Genomic DNA, 21,122 nt, shown 5'->3' with positions numbered 1-21,122 from the left:
TCAACGGCTGTCCGCGGACCATCAACTCGTGCGGAATCGTCGCCTGCGTGTAGCGGTGACTGGAACCAGGGCTCCAGAAGGTCCCCGTGCATCGTGCATGGGGACCTTCGGAGCAACCCGGCTCCCTCTCCAGCTCAGCCCACCTTCTTCAGCTTCAGGGTACTCAGCCACTTCTGGGCATAACCCGCGCATTGAGCGGCCTTGTCCGAGCCATTGATGATGGCACGGGCACCGCGGAAATCGACGCGCGAGCCATTGATGTAGGTGGAGAGCGACACCCCCGTGAAGGTGCCTTTCTTCATGCCATGCACCAGCACGAAGAGCGCCACGTCGGGCCGCAAGGCGAGGTCTGGAGTCTTCACCATGTCCAGGCCCAGCAGCTTGCCGTACTTCTCGTAGTTCGTCTTCCACGTGAGCTGCACGTAGCCGCGCCCGTAGTAGGGGTAGTAGCGCAGGTTGTTCTTGCGGTACCCCTCGGCCCTCGCGCCCAGGTAGTCCGCCTCCCGGATGGGCTGGAAGTGACCCGTCTCCAGTTCCACGGTGGCGAGCACATAGGCGATCTGCTCCAGCATCGTCACCCCCTGCCGGAGGCACTCGTCGTGGATGGCCTTCACCGTCCCCGCGCGATCCGCGCCAGCGAAGTTGGGCAGCGGCGACTTCGACGGCACCTTGCTTCCCGCCTTGTTCTGCGCGGGTTTGAGGACGACGACATTCGTGGCCGAGCCCGTTGAAGCCTTCGGGGTGCTGCCCTGTCCCTTGTTGTCCGCCACGCGAACCGCGGGGCCCCGGCTGAAGGTGACGGCATTGCCAACCGTGCGGTACTTCGTTCCCTTGCTGGTGGCGACGTCCGCCTCGAGCCGGCCATCCGTCATCCGGTGCAGCGTGAGCCGATTGCCCCCGGCGGGATCGTTGGCCCGATACTGGTTGCCCGAACGGCCCGTGACGAGGAACCAATGGTCTCCCGTGCCGTCGTATTTTCCCTCGCGCTTCCCCGCGCTGTTCTTGGTGACGTAGTCGACGTGGACGATCACCGGCCGGCCCGCGTCGAGCTCCTGGTCGATCTGGTCCGCCTTGAAGCCGGTCTTGCGGAACAGATCCACCTGCGGAGAGACCAGCGTGCCCATCAGGTCCCACGACTGGATGTCACCCCCGGACCCGAAGCCGTTCTTCTTCTTCATGAACGTGGCCATCTCGTCCGGGGTGATCGTCTTTCCGGTGATGCCACTGAGCGCCATGGTGACGGCCGTCATGGCACAACCAATGGCGCTGACGGTCCTCCCGGTGCCGCTGGCGATGACGATGCTGCCCCAGTCCTCGTTGCGCTTGGTGGTCCCGTCGTAGCCCTGGGCAAAGACGGGGTAGCCATCCTGGCTGAGGAAGGTGCGGCCATTCTTGACGAACCCGGTGTTGCTCACCGCAGGGGGAGTCTGGGGGTTCGGCTGCTGCGGAGCCGGCTTGTTCGGGTTCTTCGGCGCCATGAAGGCCTTGAGTGCCTTCCATGTCATGGGGCCCACGATTCCATCCGGCGTCAGCTTGTGTGCCTTCTGCCAGTGGATGACCGTGTCTTCCGTGATGGGACCGAAGTAGCCATCGGCGCGCACGCCCAGCGCGGCCTGGACCCATTTGACGTCATTGCCCGCACTGCCCTCCTTGATGTTACGGGACCCCAGCTCGATGCCTTCCCGGTACTTCTCGAACCTGGACGCCGTCTGCGGCCCGCTGTGGGGGGTACTCGTGCTCTGGTCCGTGGAGGGTGCCACGTCCTTGACGATCACCATCCCCTTCGACAGCCCCCACGTCGCCGTCGAGTCGTACGAGGCCTTGTCGGAATTCACGGAGACGTGGGCGTGCTTCGTATGCCCATTCGAGCCGGTGTAGTCCGTCGGGGTCCACGCGCTGGCGCCCAGCTTGTCGTAGGACCGCCACATCTTCCAATTCCAGATGATGTACTTGATGCGAGGATCGCGGAGCTTGACCAGGTGCGCGACGATCTTGTTCATGTCCGCGCCATGGGCGGGATCATGCGTGAAGTCACGCGCGGTCACGACCCCCATCGCGCCATCGTCCACCCAAGGGTTGTGGTCGCTCGTCCGCGAGGCGTGAGCTGCATCTCCAATGGCCCCGTCACTGGCCTTGCTCCGGTTGGGAGCGTGGCTGTTCAACTCCGCCAGGAGCTGCTCCAGGGCCTTGGCGACCCTCCATTTCTTGGACATGTATTCAGCCCCCCTCGCGCAAAGTGGGATCCTCATCCTCGCTCATTCCGACGGAGGACTACAACGGGGGGAGCGTAGGTAGGAGAGCCTTCTGGCCGGTGTCGCGCGTGCTAGTCTCCCGCGCCCTTCCATCCGGAGGCCCAGGCTTTCCATGTCCCTGCTTCGCTGGCATCGTCCGTTGCTCGCCGCCGCCCTCGTCGTGGCGGGTTGCAAGTCGAACCCCTCCGCTCCCGCCGCCCAGGCCCCGGGTGCAGTCACCGCGCCCACGCCAGGCAAGGCGCCCACCCCGGCGCCCGCCTCCAGCTCGGCGCTCTCGTACCTCAAGCCCGTGGATGCCCAGCGGTGCGAGTGGGTCCGACAACCGCTTCCCTCCGGTGAGCCCACCGTCTTCGCCTTCGACGCGGCGTGTGACGAGTCCCAGCTGTCCTGGAGCCCGGACGGCAACGTGGGGCTGGTGTTCAACCCGGCCATGGGAGATCGCACCCAGCCGCGCGTCTGGCGGGTGGACTTCCCGGCGAAGAGCGGCAAGCCGGAGGACCTGAAGGGGCTGCTCGGCACGCTGGGAGGACAGGGCTCCGACACGCCACGCATCAACAGGATGGCTTTCGATAGCCAGGGACGCATGGTGGCGCTCGTCTCCGACGTGCCGGTGGAGGACGAGGGCACCCGGGGGCAGGCGTTCGCGTTCCGGCAGGAGGGCGCGGACTGGAAGAATGTCGAGTCCAAGCCCACCACCTTTGATTCAGGCCCCGGCGTCAACGTGCTCGACGCCGCCAAGGCGCTGCCCGATCAGACGCTCTCCCTGTTCGGGGACCTGCCCGGACAAGCGGCTCCGGAGGCCGCAGTGAAGAAGCTGAACGCCGCCCTGCCGGGGCAGGCGGAGGGGAAGATTGGAAAGTGGATGTCCCTGTCCACGCCGGGTGGGGCGCTGTACTACTGGACGGCCCAGGATCCGGAAGACGAGTCCACCTACCCCACCGTCCCGGTGCGCTGGGAGCAGGATGGGAACCTGGTGGAGCTCGAGGAGCTGGCGGCCAGGCCGGGTGAACGCCTCGGCTTCCAGGTGCGCGGTGGAATGCTGCTCGTCTTCGTCATGGGGGAGACGCGCTCGGCCCAGGTGTTCGACCCGCGGACGAAGAAAAGCCTCGTGACGGTCAAGGACATCGAGTCCGCGACCCTGTGGCCTGAACCAACCAGGCGGTAGTTTCCACCCACCTCGAAGGAGACGCACCCCATGGCCAAGATCACCCTGAAGGGAAACCCCATCCAGACCGAGAGCAACCTGCCCGCCGTCGGCGCCCAGGCACCGGACGCCACGCTCACCGGCATCGACCTCGCCGACAAGAAGCTCTCGTCCATCCCGGGCAAGCGCGTGCTCAACATCTTCCCCAGCATCGACACGGGTGTCTGCGCCACGTCCGTGCGCACCTTCAACAAGCGCGCGACCGAGAAGCCCAACGTCACCGTCATCAACGTCTCCATGGACCTGCCCTTCGCGCTCAAGCGCTTCTGCGGCGCCGAGGGCATCGAGAAGGCGCTGACCTTCTCGGGCTTCCGCGGTGACTTCGGCAAGCAGTACGGCGTGACCATCCAGGACGGAGGCCTCGCGGGCCTCTACTCGCGCGCGGTCGTCGTGCTCGACGAGAACGGCAAGATCCTCCACACCGAGCAGGTGCCCGAGATCGGCCAGGAGCCGAACTACGACGCGGCCCTCGCGAAGCTGTAACCCGGCCACTCCGGACGGCCCGGTAGGGAGCCGGGCTCCGCCTTCCACCGCTCGAGCACATCCATGACCACTCCCCCACCCCAGCAGCAGCTCTCCTGGGCCGAGCGCGTCGCCATCGTCCGCCAGCACCACGACATGGAGTCCCGGCTCACGGCTTCCGTCAGTGAGCGGATGCTCGACCTCGCCCGCCTGGGGCCCGGCATGCGGGTGCTCGACGTGGCCTCTGGAATGGGCGAGCCCTCGCTCCGGGCCGCGCAGCGGGTGGGGCCCTCCGGCTTCGTGCTGGGAACGGACCTGGTCGACGGCATGCTCGAGGTCGCTCGCGAGCAGGCACGTGCCCTGGCCCTCTCCAACATCGAGTTCCGTGCCGGAGACGCGGAGACGCTCGAGTTACCGGCACAGTCTTTCGATGCGGCGACCGTGCGCTGGGGGTTGATGTACATGCCCCGGCCCGAGCGTGCGCTCGAGCGGATCTGGCGAGCGCTCCGGCCCTCCGGGCTCCTGGTGTGCGCGACCTGGGGAGGTCCCGAGCAGGTCGAGTACGCGTGGCTGCCGCGCAGGACCATGGCCCGCTTCCGCCCACTTCCTCCCGTGGAGCCCGATGCCCCGAGCGTATTCCGCTTCGCCGACCCCGAGCGCTTCCGTGAGGTGTTGACGCGCAGCGGCTTCACGGTGGAGCACGTCGAGTCCATGCACATCCCCGTGATGGAGGCGGAGGATGGGGCGGGGGTCGTGCGCTGGATTGGTGGCTTCGGCGGCCCCGTGGCGAAGCTCGCGCAGGAGCTGTCGCCGGAAGAGCAACGGGCCTGGGAGGCGGAGGTCATCCGCGAGTGCGAGCACCACCGGACGGACGGGAAGATCCAGCTCGGCGGAGTGACGTGGCTCGTCGTCGCGAGGAGGCGGCCACCCGAACCGCCGCTCGCACCGGAGCGGTGACTCGACCCGGGACGCACGAGCACGCCACGGGGTGGCTCAGGCGTTGACCTGCTTCGCCGCGCGTACCGTTTCCGGCATCATCTCCATCATCCCGCCAACCGCCCAGGTGGTGAGGAAGACGAGGACGAGGGGCAGCCACACGCCCAGGATGCTCGAGAACATCGCGAAATCGCGCTGCACGAGTCCGGCGACGATGACCAGGTCGAGCAGGGCCACGATGGCCGTCCAGACAACGGCTGTCTGCGGGGGAGCGCGTGCGCCGCGGTCGCGGAAGTAATGCCAGCCGACGGCGCTGAAGATGAACGGTACGGCGAGGGTGTGGATGATCCGCGCGGCCGTGATGCCAATGAGCGGAGAAAGGCCCGCCAGGATCACGGCGCCCAGAGCCCAGCCCAGGACACCATGAGCGAGCAGGCGCGGGAGGGATGCCGCGCGATGCTCGATGGGTGTACCGGGAGTGGCGTGGGGGAGCTCGGTGGCAAGACGGTCCGCCCAGGCCCGGATGCGTTCGGGGTTTCGCCAGTCACCGCTGTGTTCCTTCGCCATGGCGCTGGCGGGGAATCCCTTGACGTCGCGTTCGAGCCGGCCACCGAAGGTGATATGGCCTCGAGCCCCCACCCGCTCGGCGAGGACACCCACCTGCCGGGGGGCCGGGATGTCCTGACGTTCAGCGGAGTCGTCGAGCGGCCCACTGGAGAAGAACCAGACGGGCACCTGGCGAAGCCGCGCGAGGTGCCGCCCGATGAAGCGGGGCACGTTGGAGGGCCAACGGTTGGCGTAGAGCGCTCCGCCGATGATGACAGCGTCGAACGTATCGAGTCGCGTGACCTCGTTCACGGAGGAGACCTCGACATCGAATCCGCGCTGTTCGAGCACGTCGCCGAGAATACGGGCGATCCCCTCGGTACCGCCGTGTTTCGAGCCCCAGGTGACGAGTACACGCATGGCGACCTCCCTCTCCATCCTTCATCCATGAAGAAGGTGCACATCTCGCGCCAGCGGGTCCACGCACCATGGGGCCTCGTCACATCCCCGCGGCCTTTCACTCCAACCGGGTGCCGGGTGTGACGCCTGGTACCAGCCCTGGAGTGAACGAAATGAAGAAGGAATCGATTGTCCGTGCCTGGAAGGACCCCGCGTTCCGCGCCAGCCTCTCCGCCGAGGAGCGCGCCTCCCTCCCCGAGTCCCCCTCGGGCCGGGCGTTGACCGAGCTCGACGAGAGCGAGTTGCTCGGAGTCACCGGCGGAAAGGCCGCCCTGGAGCCCTCCACGGGGTGTACCGATGGAGTGCCGACGTGCGGCATCGTCCCGTTCTGCGACCTCGAGGTGGCCTGACCGTTTCCCCGGACCCCAGGTGACCCTCCATGCAATTCATTGCTCCTGTCTTTCCCTGGAAGAAAGCCGCGTTCCTTCACGAGCGGGCCACCGCGAAGCACGAGGATCCCCCTCCGGAATGTGAGCCGGTACTCCAGGAAGCCGAGCGCCGGGCGAGCGCCTGGCGTCAGCTCATGGCGGGAGACGATGCGACGCTCGACGAGCGGTTGAAGAGCGTCGGGCTCGATCGGGAGGCCTTCCTGCGGATCCTCGTCCGGTCGGGAAACCAGGAGGACGCGCCCGAGGACAATGGCCCCTGGGTCTCCCTCATCGAGGAGGTCCTCGAGCAGCGGCACGCCGGAGAGCCGCTGCCTCCCTCGCTCCAGCCTCCCTCCGGTCCGGGGCAGCCAGGACTGGCGTTCTCCGGATTCGTCCAACCGTTCCTCCGGCTCGCGGCCGCGAGGCTGCGCACCGTCACCGCCGCGCTGCAGGCCCGTTTCGGCCTGGGGCTTCCGCTGCTGTCTCCCGAGGCCGAGGCCTCGTTGCTCGAGGGTCTGGCGCGCCGGCTCCAATCCCTGTCCACCCGCACCCTCATCCTCGAGCTGAACGTGGCGCGGGTCATGGAGGAGCTCCCCGGCGACACGCCCCAGGAGCGCTTCCACCACTTCTCCACCGTGCGTCTCCAGGAACCGAGGGTGCTCGCCCCCCTGTTGGAGGAGTACCCGGTGCTCGCCCGCCTGCTCGCCACCAGCGCCGAGCGGTGGCTCACCGTGAGCCTGGAGCTCCTCGAGCGCCTCGCCAGTGAGCGGGAGCAGCTCGGTCAGAGCTTTCTCGGCGGCCAGGACATCGGCACCCTGGTGGGCCTCCAGTCGGGCGTCTCGGACCTGCATCGCGAGGGCCGCGGCGTGGTCCTGCTGCGCTTCAGCTCCGGCCTGCGGCTCGTCTACAAGCCGAAGTCGCTCGCGGTGGACGTCCGCTTCCAGCGGCTTCTCCAGACCCTGAACGCGTGGGGCGCGCGCCATCCACACCGCGTGCTCACCGTGCTGGACCGGGGCACCCATGGCTGGGTCGAGCACGTGAAGGCGGAGGGCTGTGACTCACGCGAGGCGCTCCAGCGCTTCTACTGGCGGCAGGGCAGCTCCCTGGCCCTGCTCCACCTGCTGGCGGCCGTGGACTTCCACCTGGAGAACCTCATCGCCGCGGGCGAGTACCCCGTGCTCGTGGACCTGGAGGCGCTCTTCCATCAGCGGCTCGCCCTGGAGACGGGGGACTCGGCCATGCGGCGCGCCTGGGGCGAGTTGGATCGCTCCATCATCTCCGTGGGCATGCTGCCCATGCTCATCTTCGGCCGGGCGGGACGCGCCGGGGTGGACATGAGCGGCCTGGGCGGCGAGGCCGGACAGCGCTCGCCCCACGCCGTGCCCATGGTGGAGGACGCCCACAGCGACACCATGCGCATGGTGCGCCGCCAGGGCCGCACCTCGGGCTCCAGCAACCGTCCCCTGCTCCAGGGCCAGCCCGTGGACCCCGCCGGCTTCACCGAGGACATCGTCCAGGGCTTCGAGGAGACACACCGGCTCCTGCGCCAGCACCGCGAGGAGCTCGGCGCCCGCCTCCAGTCCTTCGCCGACGTGGAGGTCCGCCACATCGTGCGCGCCACCCAGCGCTACGCCCTGCTGTTGCAGGAGAGCGTCCACCCCGACTTCCTGCGCGAGGGCCTGGAGCGCGACAAGGTGCTCGACAACCTCTGGGCCGAGGCCTCCCTGGTGCCCGCGCTGCGGCGGCTCGTGCCCTCGGAGCACGCGGACCTGCGGCTCGGGGACATTCCCCTCTTCACCACGCGCCCCGGCCAGCGCCACCTGTGGAACAGCACCGGCGAGTGCATCCGCGACTACTTCGCGCGCGACAGCCTGTCCGAGGTCCGCGAGCGGCTCGCGCGGATGGACGAGAAGGACTGTGACTGGCAGGTCTCCCTCATCCGCAAGTCCATGGTGTCGCTCGACAAGGGCCGGAGTACCGCGCGTCCCGCCGCGCGCACCACCCCGCCCCCTTCCCTTCCGCCCGCCTCGCGCGAGGACTGCCTCGCCGCCGCTGTCTCCATCGGAGAGCAGCTCGCGGCCAGGGCCATCCGGGGCAAGACGGATGTGTCGTGGATCGGCATGAGCCTGGAGGACCTCGGCCAATGGCGCTGGAGCCTCTCGCCCCTGGGAACGGACCTGTACGAGGGCGTCGGCGGCGTCTCCCTCTTCCTCGCGTACCTCGCCCGGGAGACGGGACGCGCGGACTTCGAGCAGCTCGCCCGCGCGGGCCTGGAGACCGTCCGTGACGCCTGGCGCAACCCCGACCCGAGCGACGCGGGCGTGGGCGCCTATGTGGGCCGGACGTCCTCCGCGTACGTGCTCGCCCACCTGTCCGCGCTCTGGAACCAGCCGGCGCTGCTGGACGAGGTGATCGCCGGCCTCCCCACCCTGGAGCCACTCATCGACGCCGACACCCGCCTGGATCTCCTCAGTGGCTCCGCGGGCTGCGCGCTCGTGCTGCTCGGACTCCATGCCCGCACCGGGGACCCGCGGCTGCTGGACGCGGCGAGACGGTGCGGGGAGCGGCTCCTCGTCACCGCCCAACCGTGTCCGGAGGGGGGCGTGGGCTGGAAGGGGCCGGCGGCCTGGCGGCCCCTGTCGGGCTTCTCCCATGGCGCGGCGGGCATCGCGTACGCATTGCTGGCACTGGCCGCCGCCACGGGCGACACGCGCTACCGGGAGCTCGCCCACCAGGCGCTCATCCACGAGCGCGCGCTCTTCGTGCCGGAGCGCGGCAACTGGAAGGATCTCCGCGAGCCCGAGACGTCCACGGGAGAGGCCAGCTCCGGCTTCATGGTGACGTGGTGCCATGGCGCGCCGGGCATCGCGCTCGGAAGGCTGTGCTCACTGCGGTACCTGGATGGCCCGGAAGTCCGTGCGGAGCTCGAGACGGCGCTCACCACCACCCTGAGCGAGGGCTTCGGCGGCGGCCACTGTCTCTGCCATGGGGACCTGGGCAACGTGGAGTCGCTGCTCCTGGCGGGCGAGGTGCTCGGGGATGAGCGATGGAGCCACGCCGCGAGGGAGCGCGCGGCCCACAGCCTCCACCAGGCCCGGACGCGCGGCTGGCTTTGCGGACTGCCCCGGGGTACCGAGACCCCGGGACTCTTGATGGGACTGGCCGGTATCGGCTACGGCCTGTTGCGGCTGGCGGCACCGGAGCGGGTGCCCCCGGTGCTCACCCTGGCCATGCCCTGAGTCAGCGCCGCGAGGCCGCGATCACACGCAGGAAGGCCAGGCTCCGGCGCAACCACCGCACCGGGGCCATCACCGAGTCCAGCAGCGACCGCCGGCGGCGGGGAACCCAGGGCCTGTCCAACAACGACTCCAGCGCCCGGCCCGTCCCCACCACCACCGCCGTCTGCAACGACTCCGCGGCGTACTGGCAGAACAGCTCCTGCTTCGGCGTCTCCATGGACACCAGCACCAGGTCCGGACGCGTCAGGGCCACGCGATCGATCAGCCGCTCCACCCCGGGCCCCTGCCCGTCCTCGGGCACACCCGTGGCGGCAACGCCCACGGCGAGCAACTCGTACCGGTCCCGCAGCGCGCACGCGGTCCACTCGGCCAGCCCGGGCTGATCCGCCACCACGAGCACCCGCCACGCCCGCGCACGGGCCAGCCCGGCCAGCGCCGGCACCCACCGCGCACCCAATTCCGGCAGCGGCGAGCCGAGCACCCGCGCCGCACGCACCAGGGCCGTGCCGCCCGCGAGCGACAGCTCCGCCGTGGCGAGCGCCTCGCGCAGTGGTGCCTCCCGCTCGGCGCGGACCACCTGCTCCACCCCTGGCGTGAGGACCCGGCCACCCCGGCCGGTGGCCACGAGCCGCTCGATGCACACGAGCACCTCGTCGAGGCTCCCCATGTCCAGCGAAACCTGACCGATGCGCATGCGCGGGAAGGCCCATCCGGCCTCCCGCTCGACCTTCCTCGGTGCTGGAAGCGCGAGACTCCCTGGCGTCTCCAGCCCGACAACCCCGTTCATCACCCTCCTCCTCCTGGCGCCCTCGATGGGCTGGGACAGTGGTGTCACGCACCACGATCTGCCAGGGGGGTCTGACGATTGAATGACCGGGGACTGACGACGGTGTTACATCCGTCCCCGGATTCTTGGAGCCGCTAGAGATCCGGCGGAGGCCGGACACCCAGGTGACAGGCGCGCAACGCCAGCTGGGTCCGGTTCTCCGCACCCAGCTTCCGGTACAGCTGTGTCACATGCGACTTCACTGTACGCTCGGCGATCTGCAGGTGCGCGGCGATCTTCAGGTTGTCCGCGCCACCGGCCACGTACTGGAGCACCTCGCGCTCACGTTGCGTGAGAGTGAGCAGCACGCTCGCGGTGGACGTGGCCACTGGTGGATGCTCGAAGTCGTTGCGCAACAGTTGCACTGGGAAGAGCTTCTCCCCGCGCACCAGGGCGTTGACGGCCGTGCACACGGCGTTCGTCGTCAGGCTCTGCCGGAAGAGATAGCCCGAGGCCCCCTCGTCGAAGCACTGGGAGATGAAATCCTGTGCATGCGCCGAGGACAGCACGAGCATCCGCACCTCCAGCCGGCGCTTGCGCGCCTCACGCAGGAGGTTCAGCCCTTCCGTGGCCGGGCAGCCCAGGTGCGCGTCGCCTTCCGGCTCCACGTCCAGGATGGCCACCTGCGGCGGATCCGTGCCGATGCCATCGAGGAGCGTCCTCACGTCCCGGGTCACCCACAGGACCTGAAGCCCTTCTCCCCTCAGCCCATCGGCCAGCCCCTGATAGACCGCCCACGGTCCTTCCAACAATCCAACCCGCACTTCCGCTTGATTCGTTGCCATGCAAGGGCCCCCCAGCCGTCATGGCGTACAACTACCTATGAGACGTACTGCCCCCGGTGTTGGAAACACTCGGTCAGCACCATCCACAACCTGTTGACGCTTGTCTCTCTCCTGAGTCGCACCTCCGACGTCTACTGGAAAGATTCGACCCACCACTCCCTCCAGTTCACCCACTGTGTGACCGGCGCTACCCACGAATGCCCATCGGTATGGCATCCGTCCAGTCGCGATCCACGCCAATTTGCCGCTGACTGTGCACGGCTACACCCATAGGCCCAGGAGGTGTCAGGTGGTGGGCTATTCCAGGGTCCGCGGGCGGATGGTCTGGAGGACAGGGAGCGGCCTCCGGGTGTGCCTTGTGCGTCGGCATCCCCGCTCTACCCTGAGTGTAGGGGCCGTACTCCAGCGCGGGTACGACCCGAGCACAAGGAGGGACATGTCATGGCGGATCTTCCAGTGCGTCGAGGCAGTGGCTCGCCGGTTGGCCGGTGGACCCGGGGGTTGGATCCCTTCGAGCGGATGAGGGAATTGATGGGGTTCGATCCGTTCGAGCAGGTGGGACGCATGGTCGGCGGCGGTGACACGTCGTCGAGCTTCATCCCGGCCTTCGAGGTGAAGGAGACGAAGGACGCCTACATCTTCAAGGCGGACGTGCCCGGGGTGAAGGAGGGAGACCTGGACATCACGCTGACGGGGGACCGGCTCAGCATCAGCGGCAAGCGGGAGACGGAGCAGCAGGAGGAATCGGACCGCTTCTACGCCTACGAGCGCAGCTACGGCTCGTTCACCCGCTCGTTCACGTTGCCCGAGGGCGTGGACGCCAACAACGTCAACGCGGAGCTGAAGGACGGCGTGCTCCACCTGCGGTTGCCCAAGCAGCCGGAGCTGCAGCCCAAGCGCATCCAGGTGAGCACCACGGACGCCGGCAAGCAGGGCAAGATGAAGGCCTGAGCCAGGCGTGAAACAACGGGAGAGGGGCTGGAGTCCTCCAGCCCCTTCTTCATTCCAGGTCCCGGGCCCGTCAGATGGCGCGCTGCCACAAATCGCGCAGGTCGTGGGGCAGCTGGCCGATGACGTCCTCGATCTCCCCCTCGGAGACCTGCTCCCTCACCGCGGTGAAGACGGCGCGGATCTTCCGCTCGGCCTCGAGGGAGTCCACCTCCAGGTCCTCCGACACCATCTGGAGGAAGCCCTCCCTGCCGAACTTGCTGGCCGGCTTGCCCACGTGCCGCTCGCAGCGGAGGAGCAGATCCTGGAGCTTGCCGGGCAGCTGGGCCTCCAGGTGCGCGGCCTCCTCTCCGAAGAGCCGCTGCTCCAGCACGCAGAGCACCGACACCGCGGCGCGTTCCGCCTCCTCCTCGTTCATCGAGCCGATGACCATGAGGTTGCGCAAGAAGGCCTTGTAGGTCTGGTTGCGCCGGGTTTCGCTGCGTTGCTCGCGCCGGGCCTGCGGGTCCTCCGTGCGCTGCGACGGCTGATTGATGTTGGTTCCCGTGGGATCCGTGTCCGCCATGTCCGCCTCCCCGTGGCATTGAAGGGTTCCTTCTGACCTTGACCACGCCCGGGCCTGGCGTGCAGCGAGGCCGGGACAATGGGGTGCCCGCCCTGGTGCCTGCCCTGGGGGACCTCCAGGCGTGTTCCGGGTAATCTCCCGGACGAATGAACTCCGCCCCCTCCCCGAGCCTCGACGTCGCCACGCCCGAGCGGGTATCGCTCTCGTTGCCCGTGGCCGGCATCGGCTACCGGTGCCTCGCCTACCTGGTCGATCTCTTCATCCTCTTCGTCTTCTGGGTCGTCGCCTACTTCACCTTCACGCTGCTGGTGAGTGACGTGGTGGGCTTCTTCCAGGGACTGTCCGGCCTGGCGCAGACGCTGCTGGTGGTGGGGGTGTTCGCCACGCAGTGGGTGTACTGGACGGCGGCCGAGGTGCTCATGGGCGGGCAGACGCCGGGCAAGCGCCTCATGGGCATCCGGGTGGTGCGCGTGGATGGCTCGCCCGTGGGCGTGCTGGAGAGCGCGGTGCGCAACCTGGTGCGCGTGGTGGACTCGCTGCCGCTCGTCTACGCCGTGGGCGTCCTCAGCGTGCTGCTGACGCGCCAGCACCGGAGGCTGGGAGATCTGCTCGCCGGCACGTTGCTGGTGCGTGAGGAGCGAATCGACCTGGACAAGTACACGGCGCCCACCGTGGGAGCCATGGCCCTGCCCACCGCCACCCACTCCGAGCGGCTCACCGCGGAGGACGTGGAGCTCATCCTCTCCTTCCTGACCCGGGCGCCGGAGCTGGAACCCCAGGCCCGGGCGCGACTGGGGACGAAGCTGGTGGAGCGCTACGGAGGGCTCGACGAGGCCGGACGCGCCACCGTGCTGGCCTCGGCCCAGAGCACCGAGGCCTTCCTGAGGGCCCGCGTCCAGGCGGAGCGCTGACGTGGCCGCTCCCCTGCCCGCCTTCGTCACCCGCCGCCGCCCCGACTGGGACGCCCTGAAGGAGCTGCTCGACCGGCAGCGCGCGGGCACCCTGCGGCTGGGAGAGCTGCGAACGCTCGATGTCCTCTACCGCCGGGCGGCGGCGGACCTGGCGCATGCCCAGACCTTCTACGCGGGCACGGACGTGCACCGCTTCCTCAACCAGCTGTGCGGCCAGGCCTACGCCACCATCTACCAGCCGCCGCGCGAGCGGCTGGCCTCCACCCTGGCCTTCTTCCGCCAGGACTTCCCGCGCACCCTGCGCGCCAACGGGGCCTTCGTGGCCGCCAGCGCGGGCCTCTTCCTGTTGGGAATCCTCCTGGGCGCGGTGGTGGTGTTGCTGGAGCCGCGCGGCGCGGAGCTGCTCGTCCCCGAGCACCTGCGCGACTTCATCGCGCGCAAGGAGATGTGGACGGATGGCATCCTCACGGTGTCGCCGCCCAACGCGGTGGCCTCGGGCATCGCCACCAACAACCTCACGGTGACCATCGTCACCTTCGCCTCCGGCATCCTGCTGGGGCTGGGGACGGTGTTCGTGCTCATCAACAACGGCGTGCACCTGGGCTCGGTGGCAGCCCTGTGCGTGCACGAGGGCATGGGCGCGAAGCTGTTCGACTTCATCGCCGCCCACGGGCCGGTGGAGCTGTCCATCATCGTCATCGCCGGAGGCGCGGGGCTCATGGTGGGCCAGGCCCTCGTCGACCCGGGCGAGCTGCCCCGGGGACAGGCGCTCGCGCTGCGGGGGCGCGAGGCCGTGAAGCTGGTGCTCGGCTGCGCGCCCTTCCTCGCCCTCATCGCCGTGGTGGAGGGCTTCGTGTCCCCCGGCGACTTCTTCTCCTCGTGGGTGAAGGCCACGCTGGGACTCGCGCTGGGGGGCTTCTTCTGGCTCTACCTGCTGCGCGCCGGCAGGGACGCACCAGGGCCTACGCCCGTTGGATGAGCACGGCGCGGCGGACCTGTCAGGAACGCGCGGCCTCCCGCGTCTGATTTCGCATGACGGTTGAAGCAACTGTCGAAGGGGCGTAGCTCAAAGGTAGAGCACCTGCCTGATAAGCGGGAGACAGCAGTTCGAGTCTGCTCGTCCCTAATGTTCCATGGACAGACACGCGTGTAGCTCAACAGCAGAGCACCGGTTCGACACACCGGAGATCAGGGTGCGACTCCCTGCTCGCGTAATCTGGGGTCATCGTCCAACAGGAAGATGCCGCCATCGCAAGGCGGAGATCCGGGTGCGACTCCCGGTGACTCCACTCTCCTTCCCCATTCTTTCGGGCTGGCCGCCGGGGCGGAATCGGGCTTTGCACGCCTGATGTGCCGGGTTCGACTCCCGGTCGGTCCAATTCCCCTCACGCGCTATGCCCAGAACGCCACCAGGGCGCCCGCGGCCGTGGCCACCACGTTGACGGTGTCATTGCCCAGCCAGGAAAAGCCACGCAGGGGCCGCGCGGGGCGTCCGCACCGGTGCACCCTGCGCTCGGTCTCCCGCCCACAGGCGTCGCACCAGCGCACGTCCTGCACCGTGGCGCCCAGCAGGCTGTCCACCAGCGAGCCCGCCACTCCCGCCAGCACGAGCCACGGAACGAGCGCCACCGGTGCTCCCGCGAGCACGGCCACGCCTCCCACGAACGCGGCGCCCGCGGTGGAGGCCAGCAGCCCGGCTCCCGACACGGCGCCGGACGTACCGGGCGGAACCTGCCGCAACGTGGTGACGAGCCTCGGCGGCGAGCGCGAGAGCACCCCCAGTTCCGTGGCCCACGTGTCCGCGTTGGCCGCGACCAGGGCCCCCAACATGGCCAGCGAGTAGCGCGCGTCTCCGGTGACGCCCAGCAGCACCGCCGCCACCGCGGCCACGCCTCCGTTGGCCAGCGCCTGTCCCAGATCCCTCGTCCCCGTCTTGGCGTACTCCTCCTCCACGCCGGCCTTCCGGGCCCGGAACGCCTTGGAGAGCAGGCTCGAGGAGATGAAGAAGCCGAGCAGCGCCGCGGCCCCCACCGCCCCCGCCAGCCCGAAGACGGGCGTGCCGACGAGGAGAGCCCCCAGCACACCACTCGGGCTCAGCGAGCCCCGGGCCCACGACAGCACGCCGATGGCCAGGGCGATGCAGGCTCCCACTCCCAGTCCCCACGCATGCGTGGACGGCACCAGGTAGAGGACGGCCCCCGCGGACAGCGGCACCCAGAGGTTGTCCCGTCCCTTCGTGCCGAGCGCCTCGGCACAGGTGGCCACCACGGCGCACAGCAGGGCCAGCGGCACCCGCGGCATGTCCGGCGCCACCCCCGGCATCCACGTCAGCACGGCCAGCACGGCCACGAAGGTGCTCGCGCACAGGGCCAGCGAGCCCTCCAGGCTCTTGTGCTCCCCGTGAAAGGTCTCGTACCGGTGGCGCCCGAAACGCCGGCCCACCAGCGAGGCCACGGCATCTCCCACCGCCATGGCCATGACTCCTCCCGCCGCCACCGCCGGCCTGTCCCACGCCAGCCACACCAGCACCGAGTAGGCCACCGGAAACCAGAACGTGCCCAGGTTGTCGGGCTCGGCCTCCACCGACTTCAGCAGCCGCTTGCGGTGGATGTACAAATTCGCCACCGCCGCCGTGGCCGACGGCACCACCGCGAACTCCCGGCTCTCGAAGAGCCCCAGCGTCCCGAAGATCCAGAAGCCCACACCCACGTGGATGATCTTCCGCGCGAGCTCTCTCGACAGGCCCAGCCGCAGGGCCAGCTCCCCCGCTGCGACACAAACCCCGACATATCCGTAGGACCAGAAAAGCGCCTGGATGTCCTGACTCATCACCATTTCTTGGAGCCCAAGAAAAATACAGGAAATCCCGTAGGGGGGCGAGTCTCCCGCATCTCTTACTTGTAGTCTTTTGTCAGTTTTTCTTCCAGTATGCTACCCTGCCGCAGATAAGCGCAGAGCCACCCCCGTGGGATCTGCGCCTACCCCTGAACGTCGACCGGCGTCCCCTCGTCGGCCCCCTTCTGGAGGACAGACACGGATGAAAGCTTTGCGCATTCGCCCCCTCGTCGTCCTGTGCCTCATGACGTTGCCATTCGTTGCAGGCGCAACGGATGTCCGCTTCGAACAGGGCTCGCTCATCATTCCGATGCAACGGGCATATCAGACCCAATGCGGCTCGGTGGCCGCGTATGGGCTCATCTACCGGTTCCTGCAGAAGGGAGTGACGGTCTACTGGGCGGTGCAGCCCACGAAGACGAGCCACCACCGGTGCAAGAACTCGGTGGACACGGCGGTCCACATCGACGGTTGCGACATGGAGGTGGCCAAGGAGAGTGGCTGGCCCGTGTCGCTGCTGAACAACTCGACCGGCGAGTTCATCAATGAGTTCGACACGTTCGACACCCGCGGCGCCCCGAACGGCATGGGCGAGAACACGTTCCGGGTGAAGGGCACCGTGAAGCGGATGCGCTACATGGGCGGGCCCTTCATCATCGAGGCGTCCGAGGCGGCCAAGGCCGTCAGGCTGCTGAAGGAGGATCCGGACTTCGCGAAGTTCAAGGGCCCGGAAGGAACCCCCGACCCCAACTGCGGCCCGGGCACGGGCTTCTACGTCCGGGTGCACAAGGCCAACAATGCCTTCGTGGCGCCCATCGCCCGCATCATGAACGAGGTCCCCCCGCCCATCGCGCTCGTCGAGGGCAGCGGCGGCTCGGTGGGCATCCTGCGCCAGTACCTCTTCAACGCCGGCCTGAACTTCGAGGGCGCCGAGGGCACCTTCGAGAGCCACGGGAAGATCTTCGACGTACTCCACCAGGAGCGGGATCTCATCGACGACGGCACGCACCCCCGGGGCAAGCTCAACTACGCGCCGGATCCGACCATGCCGAACAAGACCTACTACAAGGTCATGTGGGCGCCGCACTGGGAGGGAAACACGCGGGAGCAGGCGAAGCTCAAGCAGGCCCTGGACAACATCGCCCACTTCGCCGACCTCGGGAACAGCATCTTCAACGAGTGCGCGTCCATCCAGACGTACGAGGACAGCTACCGCCCCGACGACAGGCGGCGCACCCACTACGACGACAACGAGCCCACGCAGTTCATGTCCAAGCGCACCCCCGAGCAGGCGGTGGGCGATGGCCTGCAGACCATGGGCACCGGTGAGCTCACCGGCGGCGGTGGCTTCGCGACCAACGGGCAGGACTGCTCGGATCCGGGCGCCAGCGGGGACTGCTACATCTTCCGCAACTACGGGGACCTCTTCAGCCAGAAGGGTGACTACCCGTTCGTCATCACCTCGGGCCTCGTCGAGGGCTTCCGGGTGCGCGCGGGCAAGGAGTACGGCGACGGCACCCTGCGGATGATCACCACGAAGTCCACCAGCAATGCCGCCAAGAACGGGTGGGACCTGTACATCTCCCGCCCGAAGGACAACAACCGCCAGAAGGGCAACATCCTCTACCTGGCCGGACACAGCTTCGCGGGCTCGACGGCCGGCAACCGCGTGGTGCTCAACACGCTGCTCAACCTCGCCTACAAGCCCAGCTCGCTGGAGACCAGCCGCGCCGAGCCCGTGGCGGACATCACCTACAAGGAGGATGGCACGGTGGACAAGGTGCGCGTGCTGTCGGGCACCTTCCTGGATACCCCTCCCCCGGCCCACTTCCCCGAGCGCATCAACTTCCAGATGGGCGCCAAGGGCGCGGACTGGATCTTCCCCTATGTCGAGGGCCGCTTCCGCTCCATCCTGTCCACCGACATCGAGGGCAAGCAGAGCTTCGCCGCCGACGCCGAGTGGGAGGCCGCCGCGCGCATGCCCAAGCCGGGCGAGCGCGAGATCTTCACCGTCCTGGGAACGAACCAGGAAGGGCTCAAGAAGGTGGACTTCAAGCTGAGCGAGCTCCGGGCGGGCTGCCAGGATGAGCCCGAGACCGGGAAGCTGCGCAACGTGTGCGATCTCCAGGAGGCCATCGGGCTGGACCGCAACGCCGCGGGCGCGAGCGTGTTGGATCCGGACGGGGATGGCATCGTGGACACGGCGCTGGCGGCGCTGCTCAACGAGCACATCCACACCAGCCAGCACTTCCTGCAGCGGGTGCGGGGCTTCTGCGTGGCGCATGATCGGACGGACAGCACCCCGTACGACGACCTGGAGCCCACCGAGGCGAAGTGCGACAACCGCCAGTTCGGCGAGGTCCGCTCGACGCTCGGCGGTCTGGACCACGCGAGCGCGGCGGTGGTGGGCCGCAGCGACTACATCCAGATCCAGCGCCCGGACATGGCCTACATCGGCGGGTTGGATGGTCAGCTGCACGCCATCTACCTGCGCGGCCCCATCCCCGGCCGGACGGCGCCCGCCGCGGGTACCGAGCTGTGGTCCTTCATCCCCAAGGGCCAGCTGTCGCGCCTGCGGACCAACGACGCGCGGGTGGACATCTCGCCGGTGGTCTCCGACGTGTACGTGGACTACGAGGACGTCAACCGCAACGGCGTGCTGGATCCGGACGAGCGCAACACGGGCATCTTCCGTTGGCGCACGGTGCTCGTCTCCGGCTCGGGCCGCCTGGGTGGGGAGATGTTCGCGCTGGACGTGACGGATCCCCGCTTCCCCACCGTGCTGTGGGATGTGACGGCGGACCAGGACAACTTCGATGATCCCGAGGCCGACAAGAACACGGCCTTCCGGTGGTCGGACCGCCAGGGGGGACCCGTTCCCAACTACACCGAGCTGGATGGCGCGCGGATCTCGGGTCCCTACAACTACAGGGACTTCGGAGACTCGCTGGCGATGAACCTGGTGCCGGTGCGCCGGGGCAACGTGCCCACCTTCCAGCTCATCGTCGCCACCAACGGCGCGACGACGGGGGCGCAGCAGCTGCATGTGTTCGCCCTGGACTCGGGCACGGGCCGCAAGCTCTGGCAGTGGGAGCGGCCCTACGGCGCCAGCACGTCCAACTCCGTGCCGGGTGGCACCTCCACGCTGGACATGGACAACGACGGCTCCATGGATCGCGTATACGTGGGAGACATGGAGGGCCGGCTCTGGGAGCTGGACATCCGCACCGGCGCCAACCTCAATGCCTTCACCACTGGGAGCGGCGGCAGCTACCCCCTGTTCTCCACGGACAATCCCCAGCACCCCATCAGCACGGTGCCCGCCATCATGCGGCTGCCCTATGAGATGGCCGCCGACAGCCTCTTCTCGAAGATGAGCGTGGGCCAGGCGGCCGCGGGCAAGCTGGCGCTCGTGTTCGGCACGGCGGGCCCGGACTGGGTGCTCACGACGAACCCCAACATCAAGGGCCGCGTGTACGTGGTGGCCTCCAGCCCGGAGGACGTGAAGATCCGCAACCAGCTCACCTACGACAAGGTGAGCTCCGTCTCTCCCACGACGGCGTCCGACATGACCCGGTGGGGCAACGCGAAGCAGGCGGCGGCCTTCTACTTCGAGCTGGACGAGAAGGAGCGCGCCGTTGGCTCGCCGAAGATCGTCGACAGCCAGATCGTGCTCACCACGGCCTTTGGCACCACCGAGAACAACCCCTTCAAGTCGGACATGGCGGGCCACACCCGCGTGCGCGACCTGCGCAAGTCGAAAACGGACGAGGGCTACAAGAGCGCCAGCGGCAAGGCGGCGGCCGGCAGTCTGGTGCTGCCAGACGGCACCATCATCACCCAGAGCATGGTGGGCCTGGAGAGCACCGGGGAGCAGAAGCCCGCCGGCAGCGTGCCGGGCTCGGGCCTCCCCGGGAAGCGGACGCCGGCGCGGATCGGCTCCTGGCTGGACCTGGGCCGTGCACTCGCGGAGTAGGTGAAGCATGCGTGCGCAGAGACACCCTCGAGGGATGACGCTGGTCGAGGTGATGGTCGGCATGACGCTGGTGGCGGTGGCGATGTTGGCGCTCGTATCGGCCAACACCCTCGCCGCCCGCGCCTCCAGCCGCTCCTACCGCCACCACATGGCCATGCGTCTGGCACAGCAACGGGTGGACGCGCTGGTGCTCGGTGACCTCAAGCCGAAGCTGCGCCCGGAGGCCAACGGCGCCACCTTCGTCCACGATGGAACGCTCCTGGATTGCCAGGAGGCGTTCGGCACCCTGCTCCCCGCCACCATCGCGGAGCTGTGCAACGGCACCAAACCGGAGTTGGTGGGCTGGGTGGACATCTACGGCCGTCCGTGCAGGAAGACCGGAATGCCGGAGGAAGGCTTCCACCCCACCTGCCAGTACCGCCGCCACGTGCGCTTCGAGCGGGTCGTCGACGGGACCGCCCAGGGAGACCTCTGGCGGGTCTTCGTGGCGGTCAGCCACGCCACGGACGGCACGTGCGAGAACCTCAGAGAGGGCGATACCCAATGCGTCGTCACCAGCGCACTCCTGACCCGCTGAGGCTCGCCCGGAGGCGGCGCTCCGCGCGGGGACTCACCCTGGTGGAGCTGTTGCTCAGCGCGGCGCTCGGCATCGTGATGCTGGGCGCCGCCGTGGCGGTGTTGCTGGCGGCCGGACGCATGCGGCGCAACCAGCAGCTGCTGTCGGATGCCAACGAGGAGGCCCGCACGGCCCTGCGCCAGGTGTCCCGGGCCATTGCCGCCGCGGGAGCCGGCGGTCCCGTCTACAGCGTC

17 protein-coding genes and 4 tRNA genes are annotated in these 21,122 nt (G+C 68.6%); 15 read left to right on the top strand and 6 right to left on the bottom strand.

Annotation, left to right across the window (positions count from 1 at the left end):
• Window positions 1-134: 134 nt before the first annotated feature.
• Complete coding sequence (locus Q664_RS60155; RefSeq protein WP_052518724.1) at window positions 135-2,213, bottom strand: peptidoglycan-binding protein; 2,079 nt, start codon at window positions 2,211-2,213, stop codon at window positions 135-137.
• Window positions 2,214-2,364: 151 nt separating this feature from the next.
• On the opposite strand from Q664_RS60155, the gene Q664_RS27190 reads away from it, so the two are divergent.
• From Q664_RS27190 to Q664_RS27180, 3 genes are all read left to right on the top strand, one after another.
• The gene (locus Q664_RS27190) at window positions 2,365-3,417 is read left to right on the top strand and encodes a hypothetical protein (RefSeq protein ID WP_043402009.1); all 1,053 of its coding nucleotides are present in this window, start codon (window positions 2,365-2,367) and stop codon (window positions 3,415-3,417) included.
• Window positions 3,418-3,447: 30 nt separating this feature from the next.
• Window positions 3,448-3,939, top strand: coding sequence for a thiol peroxidase (gene tpx, locus Q664_RS27185; protein ID WP_043402007.1), 492 nt, complete (start codon window positions 3,448-3,450; stop codon window positions 3,937-3,939).
• 63 nt (window positions 3,940-4,002) lie between these two features.
• Window positions 4,003-4,875 carry a class I SAM-dependent methyltransferase gene (locus Q664_RS27180; RefSeq protein WP_052518723.1) on the top strand — a complete coding sequence of 291 codons (873 nt, stop codon included), beginning with the start codon at window positions 4,003-4,005 and terminating at the stop codon, window positions 4,873-4,875.
• Between the two features lie 36 nt (window positions 4,876-4,911).
• Here Q664_RS27180 and Q664_RS52695 read toward each other — a convergent pair whose 3' ends face one another.
• A complete protein-coding gene (locus Q664_RS52695; RefSeq protein WP_160174510.1) occupies window positions 4,912-5,820 on the bottom strand; it encodes a flavodoxin domain-containing protein in 909 nt (302 codons plus the stop codon).
• A gap of 152 nt (window positions 5,821-5,972) precedes the next feature.
• Between Q664_RS52695 and Q664_RS52690 the strand changes: the two genes are divergently transcribed.
• A complete protein-coding gene (locus Q664_RS52690) occupies window positions 5,973-6,209 on the top strand; it encodes a mersacidin/lichenicidin family type 2 lantibiotic (RefSeq protein ID WP_043402004.1) in 237 nt (78 codons plus the stop codon).
• 29 nt (window positions 6,210-6,238) lie between these two features.
• Window positions 6,239-9,466 carry a type 2 lanthipeptide synthetase LanM family protein gene (locus Q664_RS27165; RefSeq protein WP_043402002.1) on the top strand — a complete coding sequence of 1,076 codons (3,228 nt, stop codon included), beginning with the start codon at window positions 6,239-6,241 and terminating at the stop codon, window positions 9,464-9,466.
• Window position 9,467: 1 nt separating this feature from the next.
• Here Q664_RS27165 and Q664_RS27160 read toward each other — a convergent pair whose 3' ends face one another.
• A complete protein-coding gene (locus tag Q664_RS27160) occupies window positions 9,468-10,253 on the bottom strand; it encodes a WecB/TagA/CpsF family glycosyltransferase (RefSeq protein WP_084610398.1) in 786 nt (261 codons plus the stop codon).
• 134 nt (window positions 10,254-10,387) lie between these two features.
• The gene (locus tag Q664_RS27155; protein ID WP_043401998.1) at window positions 10,388-11,077 is read right to left on the bottom strand and encodes a helix-turn-helix transcriptional regulator; all 690 of its coding nucleotides are present in this window, start codon (window positions 11,075-11,077) and stop codon (window positions 10,388-10,390) included.
• Between the two features lie 441 nt (window positions 11,078-11,518).
• Between Q664_RS27155 and Q664_RS27150 the strand changes: the two genes are divergently transcribed.
• Window positions 11,519-12,028 carry an Hsp20/alpha crystallin family protein gene (locus tag Q664_RS27150; RefSeq protein ID WP_043401995.1) on the top strand — a complete coding sequence of 170 codons (510 nt, stop codon included), beginning with the start codon at window positions 11,519-11,521 and terminating at the stop codon, window positions 12,026-12,028.
• A gap of 70 nt (window positions 12,029-12,098) precedes the next feature.
• Here the strand turns inward: Q664_RS27150 and Q664_RS27145 are convergent, their stop codons facing one another.
• Window positions 12,099-12,590 carry a DUF2267 domain-containing protein gene (locus tag Q664_RS27145; protein WP_043401992.1) on the bottom strand — a complete coding sequence of 164 codons (492 nt, stop codon included), beginning with the start codon at window positions 12,588-12,590 and terminating at the stop codon, window positions 12,099-12,101.
• A gap of 146 nt (window positions 12,591-12,736) precedes the next feature.
• Between Q664_RS27145 and Q664_RS27140 the strand changes: the two genes are divergently transcribed.
• The 6 genes from Q664_RS27140 (at window position 12,737) to Q664_RS58065 (ending at window position 14,879) form a co-directional block, all read left to right on the top strand.
• Window positions 12,737-13,501 (top strand): RDD family protein, encoded by a 765-nt coding sequence (locus Q664_RS27140; protein ID WP_043401989.1) that lies wholly within the window; start codon window positions 12,737-12,739, stop codon window positions 13,499-13,501.
• Window position 13,502: 1 nt separating this feature from the next.
• Window positions 13,503-14,480: a stage II sporulation protein M gene (locus tag Q664_RS27135; protein WP_043401986.1), complete on the top strand. Its 978-nt coding sequence runs from the start codon at window positions 13,503-13,505 to the stop codon at window positions 14,478-14,480.
• A gap of 76 nt (window positions 14,481-14,556) precedes the next feature.
• Window positions 14,557-14,627: transfer RNA gene (locus Q664_RS27130), tRNA-Ile, on the top strand.
• A gap of 17 nt (window positions 14,628-14,644) precedes the next feature.
• Window positions 14,645-14,715, top strand: a tRNA-Val gene (locus Q664_RS27125).
• 4 nt (window positions 14,716-14,719) lie between these two features.
• A tRNA-Ala gene (locus Q664_RS58070) sits at window positions 14,720-14,790 on the top strand.
• Between the two features lie 20 nt (window positions 14,791-14,810).
• Window positions 14,811-14,879: transfer RNA gene (locus tag Q664_RS58065), tRNA-OTHER, on the top strand.
• A gap of 14 nt (window positions 14,880-14,893) precedes the next feature.
• On the opposite strand, the gene Q664_RS27120 is transcribed toward Q664_RS58065, so the two are convergent.
• Window positions 14,894-16,330, bottom strand: coding sequence for a DUF92 domain-containing protein (locus tag Q664_RS27120; RefSeq protein ID WP_235216892.1), 1,437 nt, complete (start codon window positions 16,328-16,330; stop codon window positions 14,894-14,896).
• Between the two features lie 208 nt (window positions 16,331-16,538).
• On the opposite strand from Q664_RS27120, the gene Q664_RS27115 reads away from it, so the two are divergent.
• The 3 genes from Q664_RS27115 to Q664_RS27105 form a co-directional block, all read left to right on the top strand.
• Complete coding sequence (locus Q664_RS27115; RefSeq protein WP_043401983.1) at window positions 16,539-20,312, top strand: pilus assembly protein; 3,774 nt, start codon at window positions 16,539-16,541, stop codon at window positions 20,310-20,312.
• 7 nt (window positions 20,313-20,319) lie between these two features.
• Window positions 20,320-20,889 carry a type IV pilus modification PilV family protein gene (locus Q664_RS27110; protein ID WP_075207521.1) on the top strand — a complete coding sequence of 190 codons (570 nt, stop codon included), beginning with the start codon at window positions 20,320-20,322 and terminating at the stop codon, window positions 20,887-20,889.
• The coding region (locus Q664_RS27105) for a hypothetical protein (RefSeq protein ID WP_425117449.1) at window positions 20,856-21,122 on the top strand (267 nt) is incomplete at its 3' end. The genes Q664_RS27110 and Q664_RS27105, both read left to right, overlap by 34 nt.

This window comes from Archangium violaceum Cb vi76 (assembly GCF_000733295.1).
Lineage (GTDB): Bacteria > Myxococcota > Myxococcia > Myxococcales > Myxococcaceae > Archangium > Archangium violaceum.
This window is presented reverse-complemented; position numbering and strand designations above follow the sequence as displayed.

What these genes read in the sequence shown, in the direction of transcription:
- Q664_RS27115 (WP_043401983.1), top strand. Translation starts at nt 16,539, where the DNA reads ATGAAAGCTTTGCGCATTCGCCCCCTCGTCGTCCTGTGCCTCATGACG.
- Q664_RS52690 (WP_043402004.1), top strand. Translation starts at nt 5,973, where the DNA reads ATGAAGAAGGAATCGATTGTCCGTGCCTGGAAGGACCCCGCGTTCCGC.
- Q664_RS60155 (WP_052518724.1), bottom strand. Translation starts at nt 2,213, where the DNA reads ATGTCCAAGAAATGGAGGGTCGCCAAGGCCCTGGAGCAGCTCCTGGCG.
- Q664_RS27145 (WP_043401992.1), bottom strand. Translation starts at nt 12,590, where the DNA reads ATGGCGGACACGGATCCCACGGGAACCAACATCAATCAGCCGTCGCAG.
- Q664_RS27150 (WP_043401995.1), top strand. Translation starts at nt 11,519, where the DNA reads ATGGCGGATCTTCCAGTGCGTCGAGGCAGTGGCTCGCCGGTTGGCCGG.
- Q664_RS27180 (WP_052518723.1), top strand. Translation starts at nt 4,003, where the DNA reads ATGACCACTCCCCCACCCCAGCAGCAGCTCTCCTGGGCCGAGCGCGTC.
- Q664_RS27140 (WP_043401989.1), top strand. Translation starts at nt 12,737, where the DNA reads ATGAACTCCGCCCCCTCCCCGAGCCTCGACGTCGCCACGCCCGAGCGG.
- Q664_RS27155 (WP_043401998.1), bottom strand. Translation starts at nt 11,077, where the DNA reads ATGGCAACGAATCAAGCGGAAGTGCGGGTTGGATTGTTGGAAGGACCG.
- tpx (WP_043402007.1), top strand. Translation starts at nt 3,448, where the DNA reads ATGGCCAAGATCACCCTGAAGGGAAACCCCATCCAGACCGAGAGCAAC.
- Q664_RS27190 (WP_043402009.1), top strand. Translation starts at nt 2,365, where the DNA reads ATGTCCCTGCTTCGCTGGCATCGTCCGTTGCTCGCCGCCGCCCTCGTC.
- Q664_RS27160 (WP_084610398.1), bottom strand. Translation starts at nt 10,253, where the DNA reads ATGAACGGGGTTGTCGGGCTGGAGACGCCAGGGAGTCTCGCGCTTCCA.
- Q664_RS52695 (WP_160174510.1), bottom strand. Translation starts at nt 5,820, where the DNA reads ATGCGTGTACTCGTCACCTGGGGCTCGAAACACGGCGGTACCGAGGGG.
- Q664_RS27110 (WP_075207521.1), top strand. Translation starts at nt 20,320, where the DNA reads ATGCGTGCGCAGAGACACCCTCGAGGGATGACGCTGGTCGAGGTGATG.
- Q664_RS27120 (WP_235216892.1), bottom strand. Translation starts at nt 16,330, where the DNA reads ATGAGTCAGGACATCCAGGCGCTTTTCTGGTCCTACGGATATGTCGGG.
- Q664_RS27165 (WP_043402002.1), top strand. Translation starts at nt 6,239, where the DNA reads ATGCAATTCATTGCTCCTGTCTTTCCCTGGAAGAAAGCCGCGTTCCTT.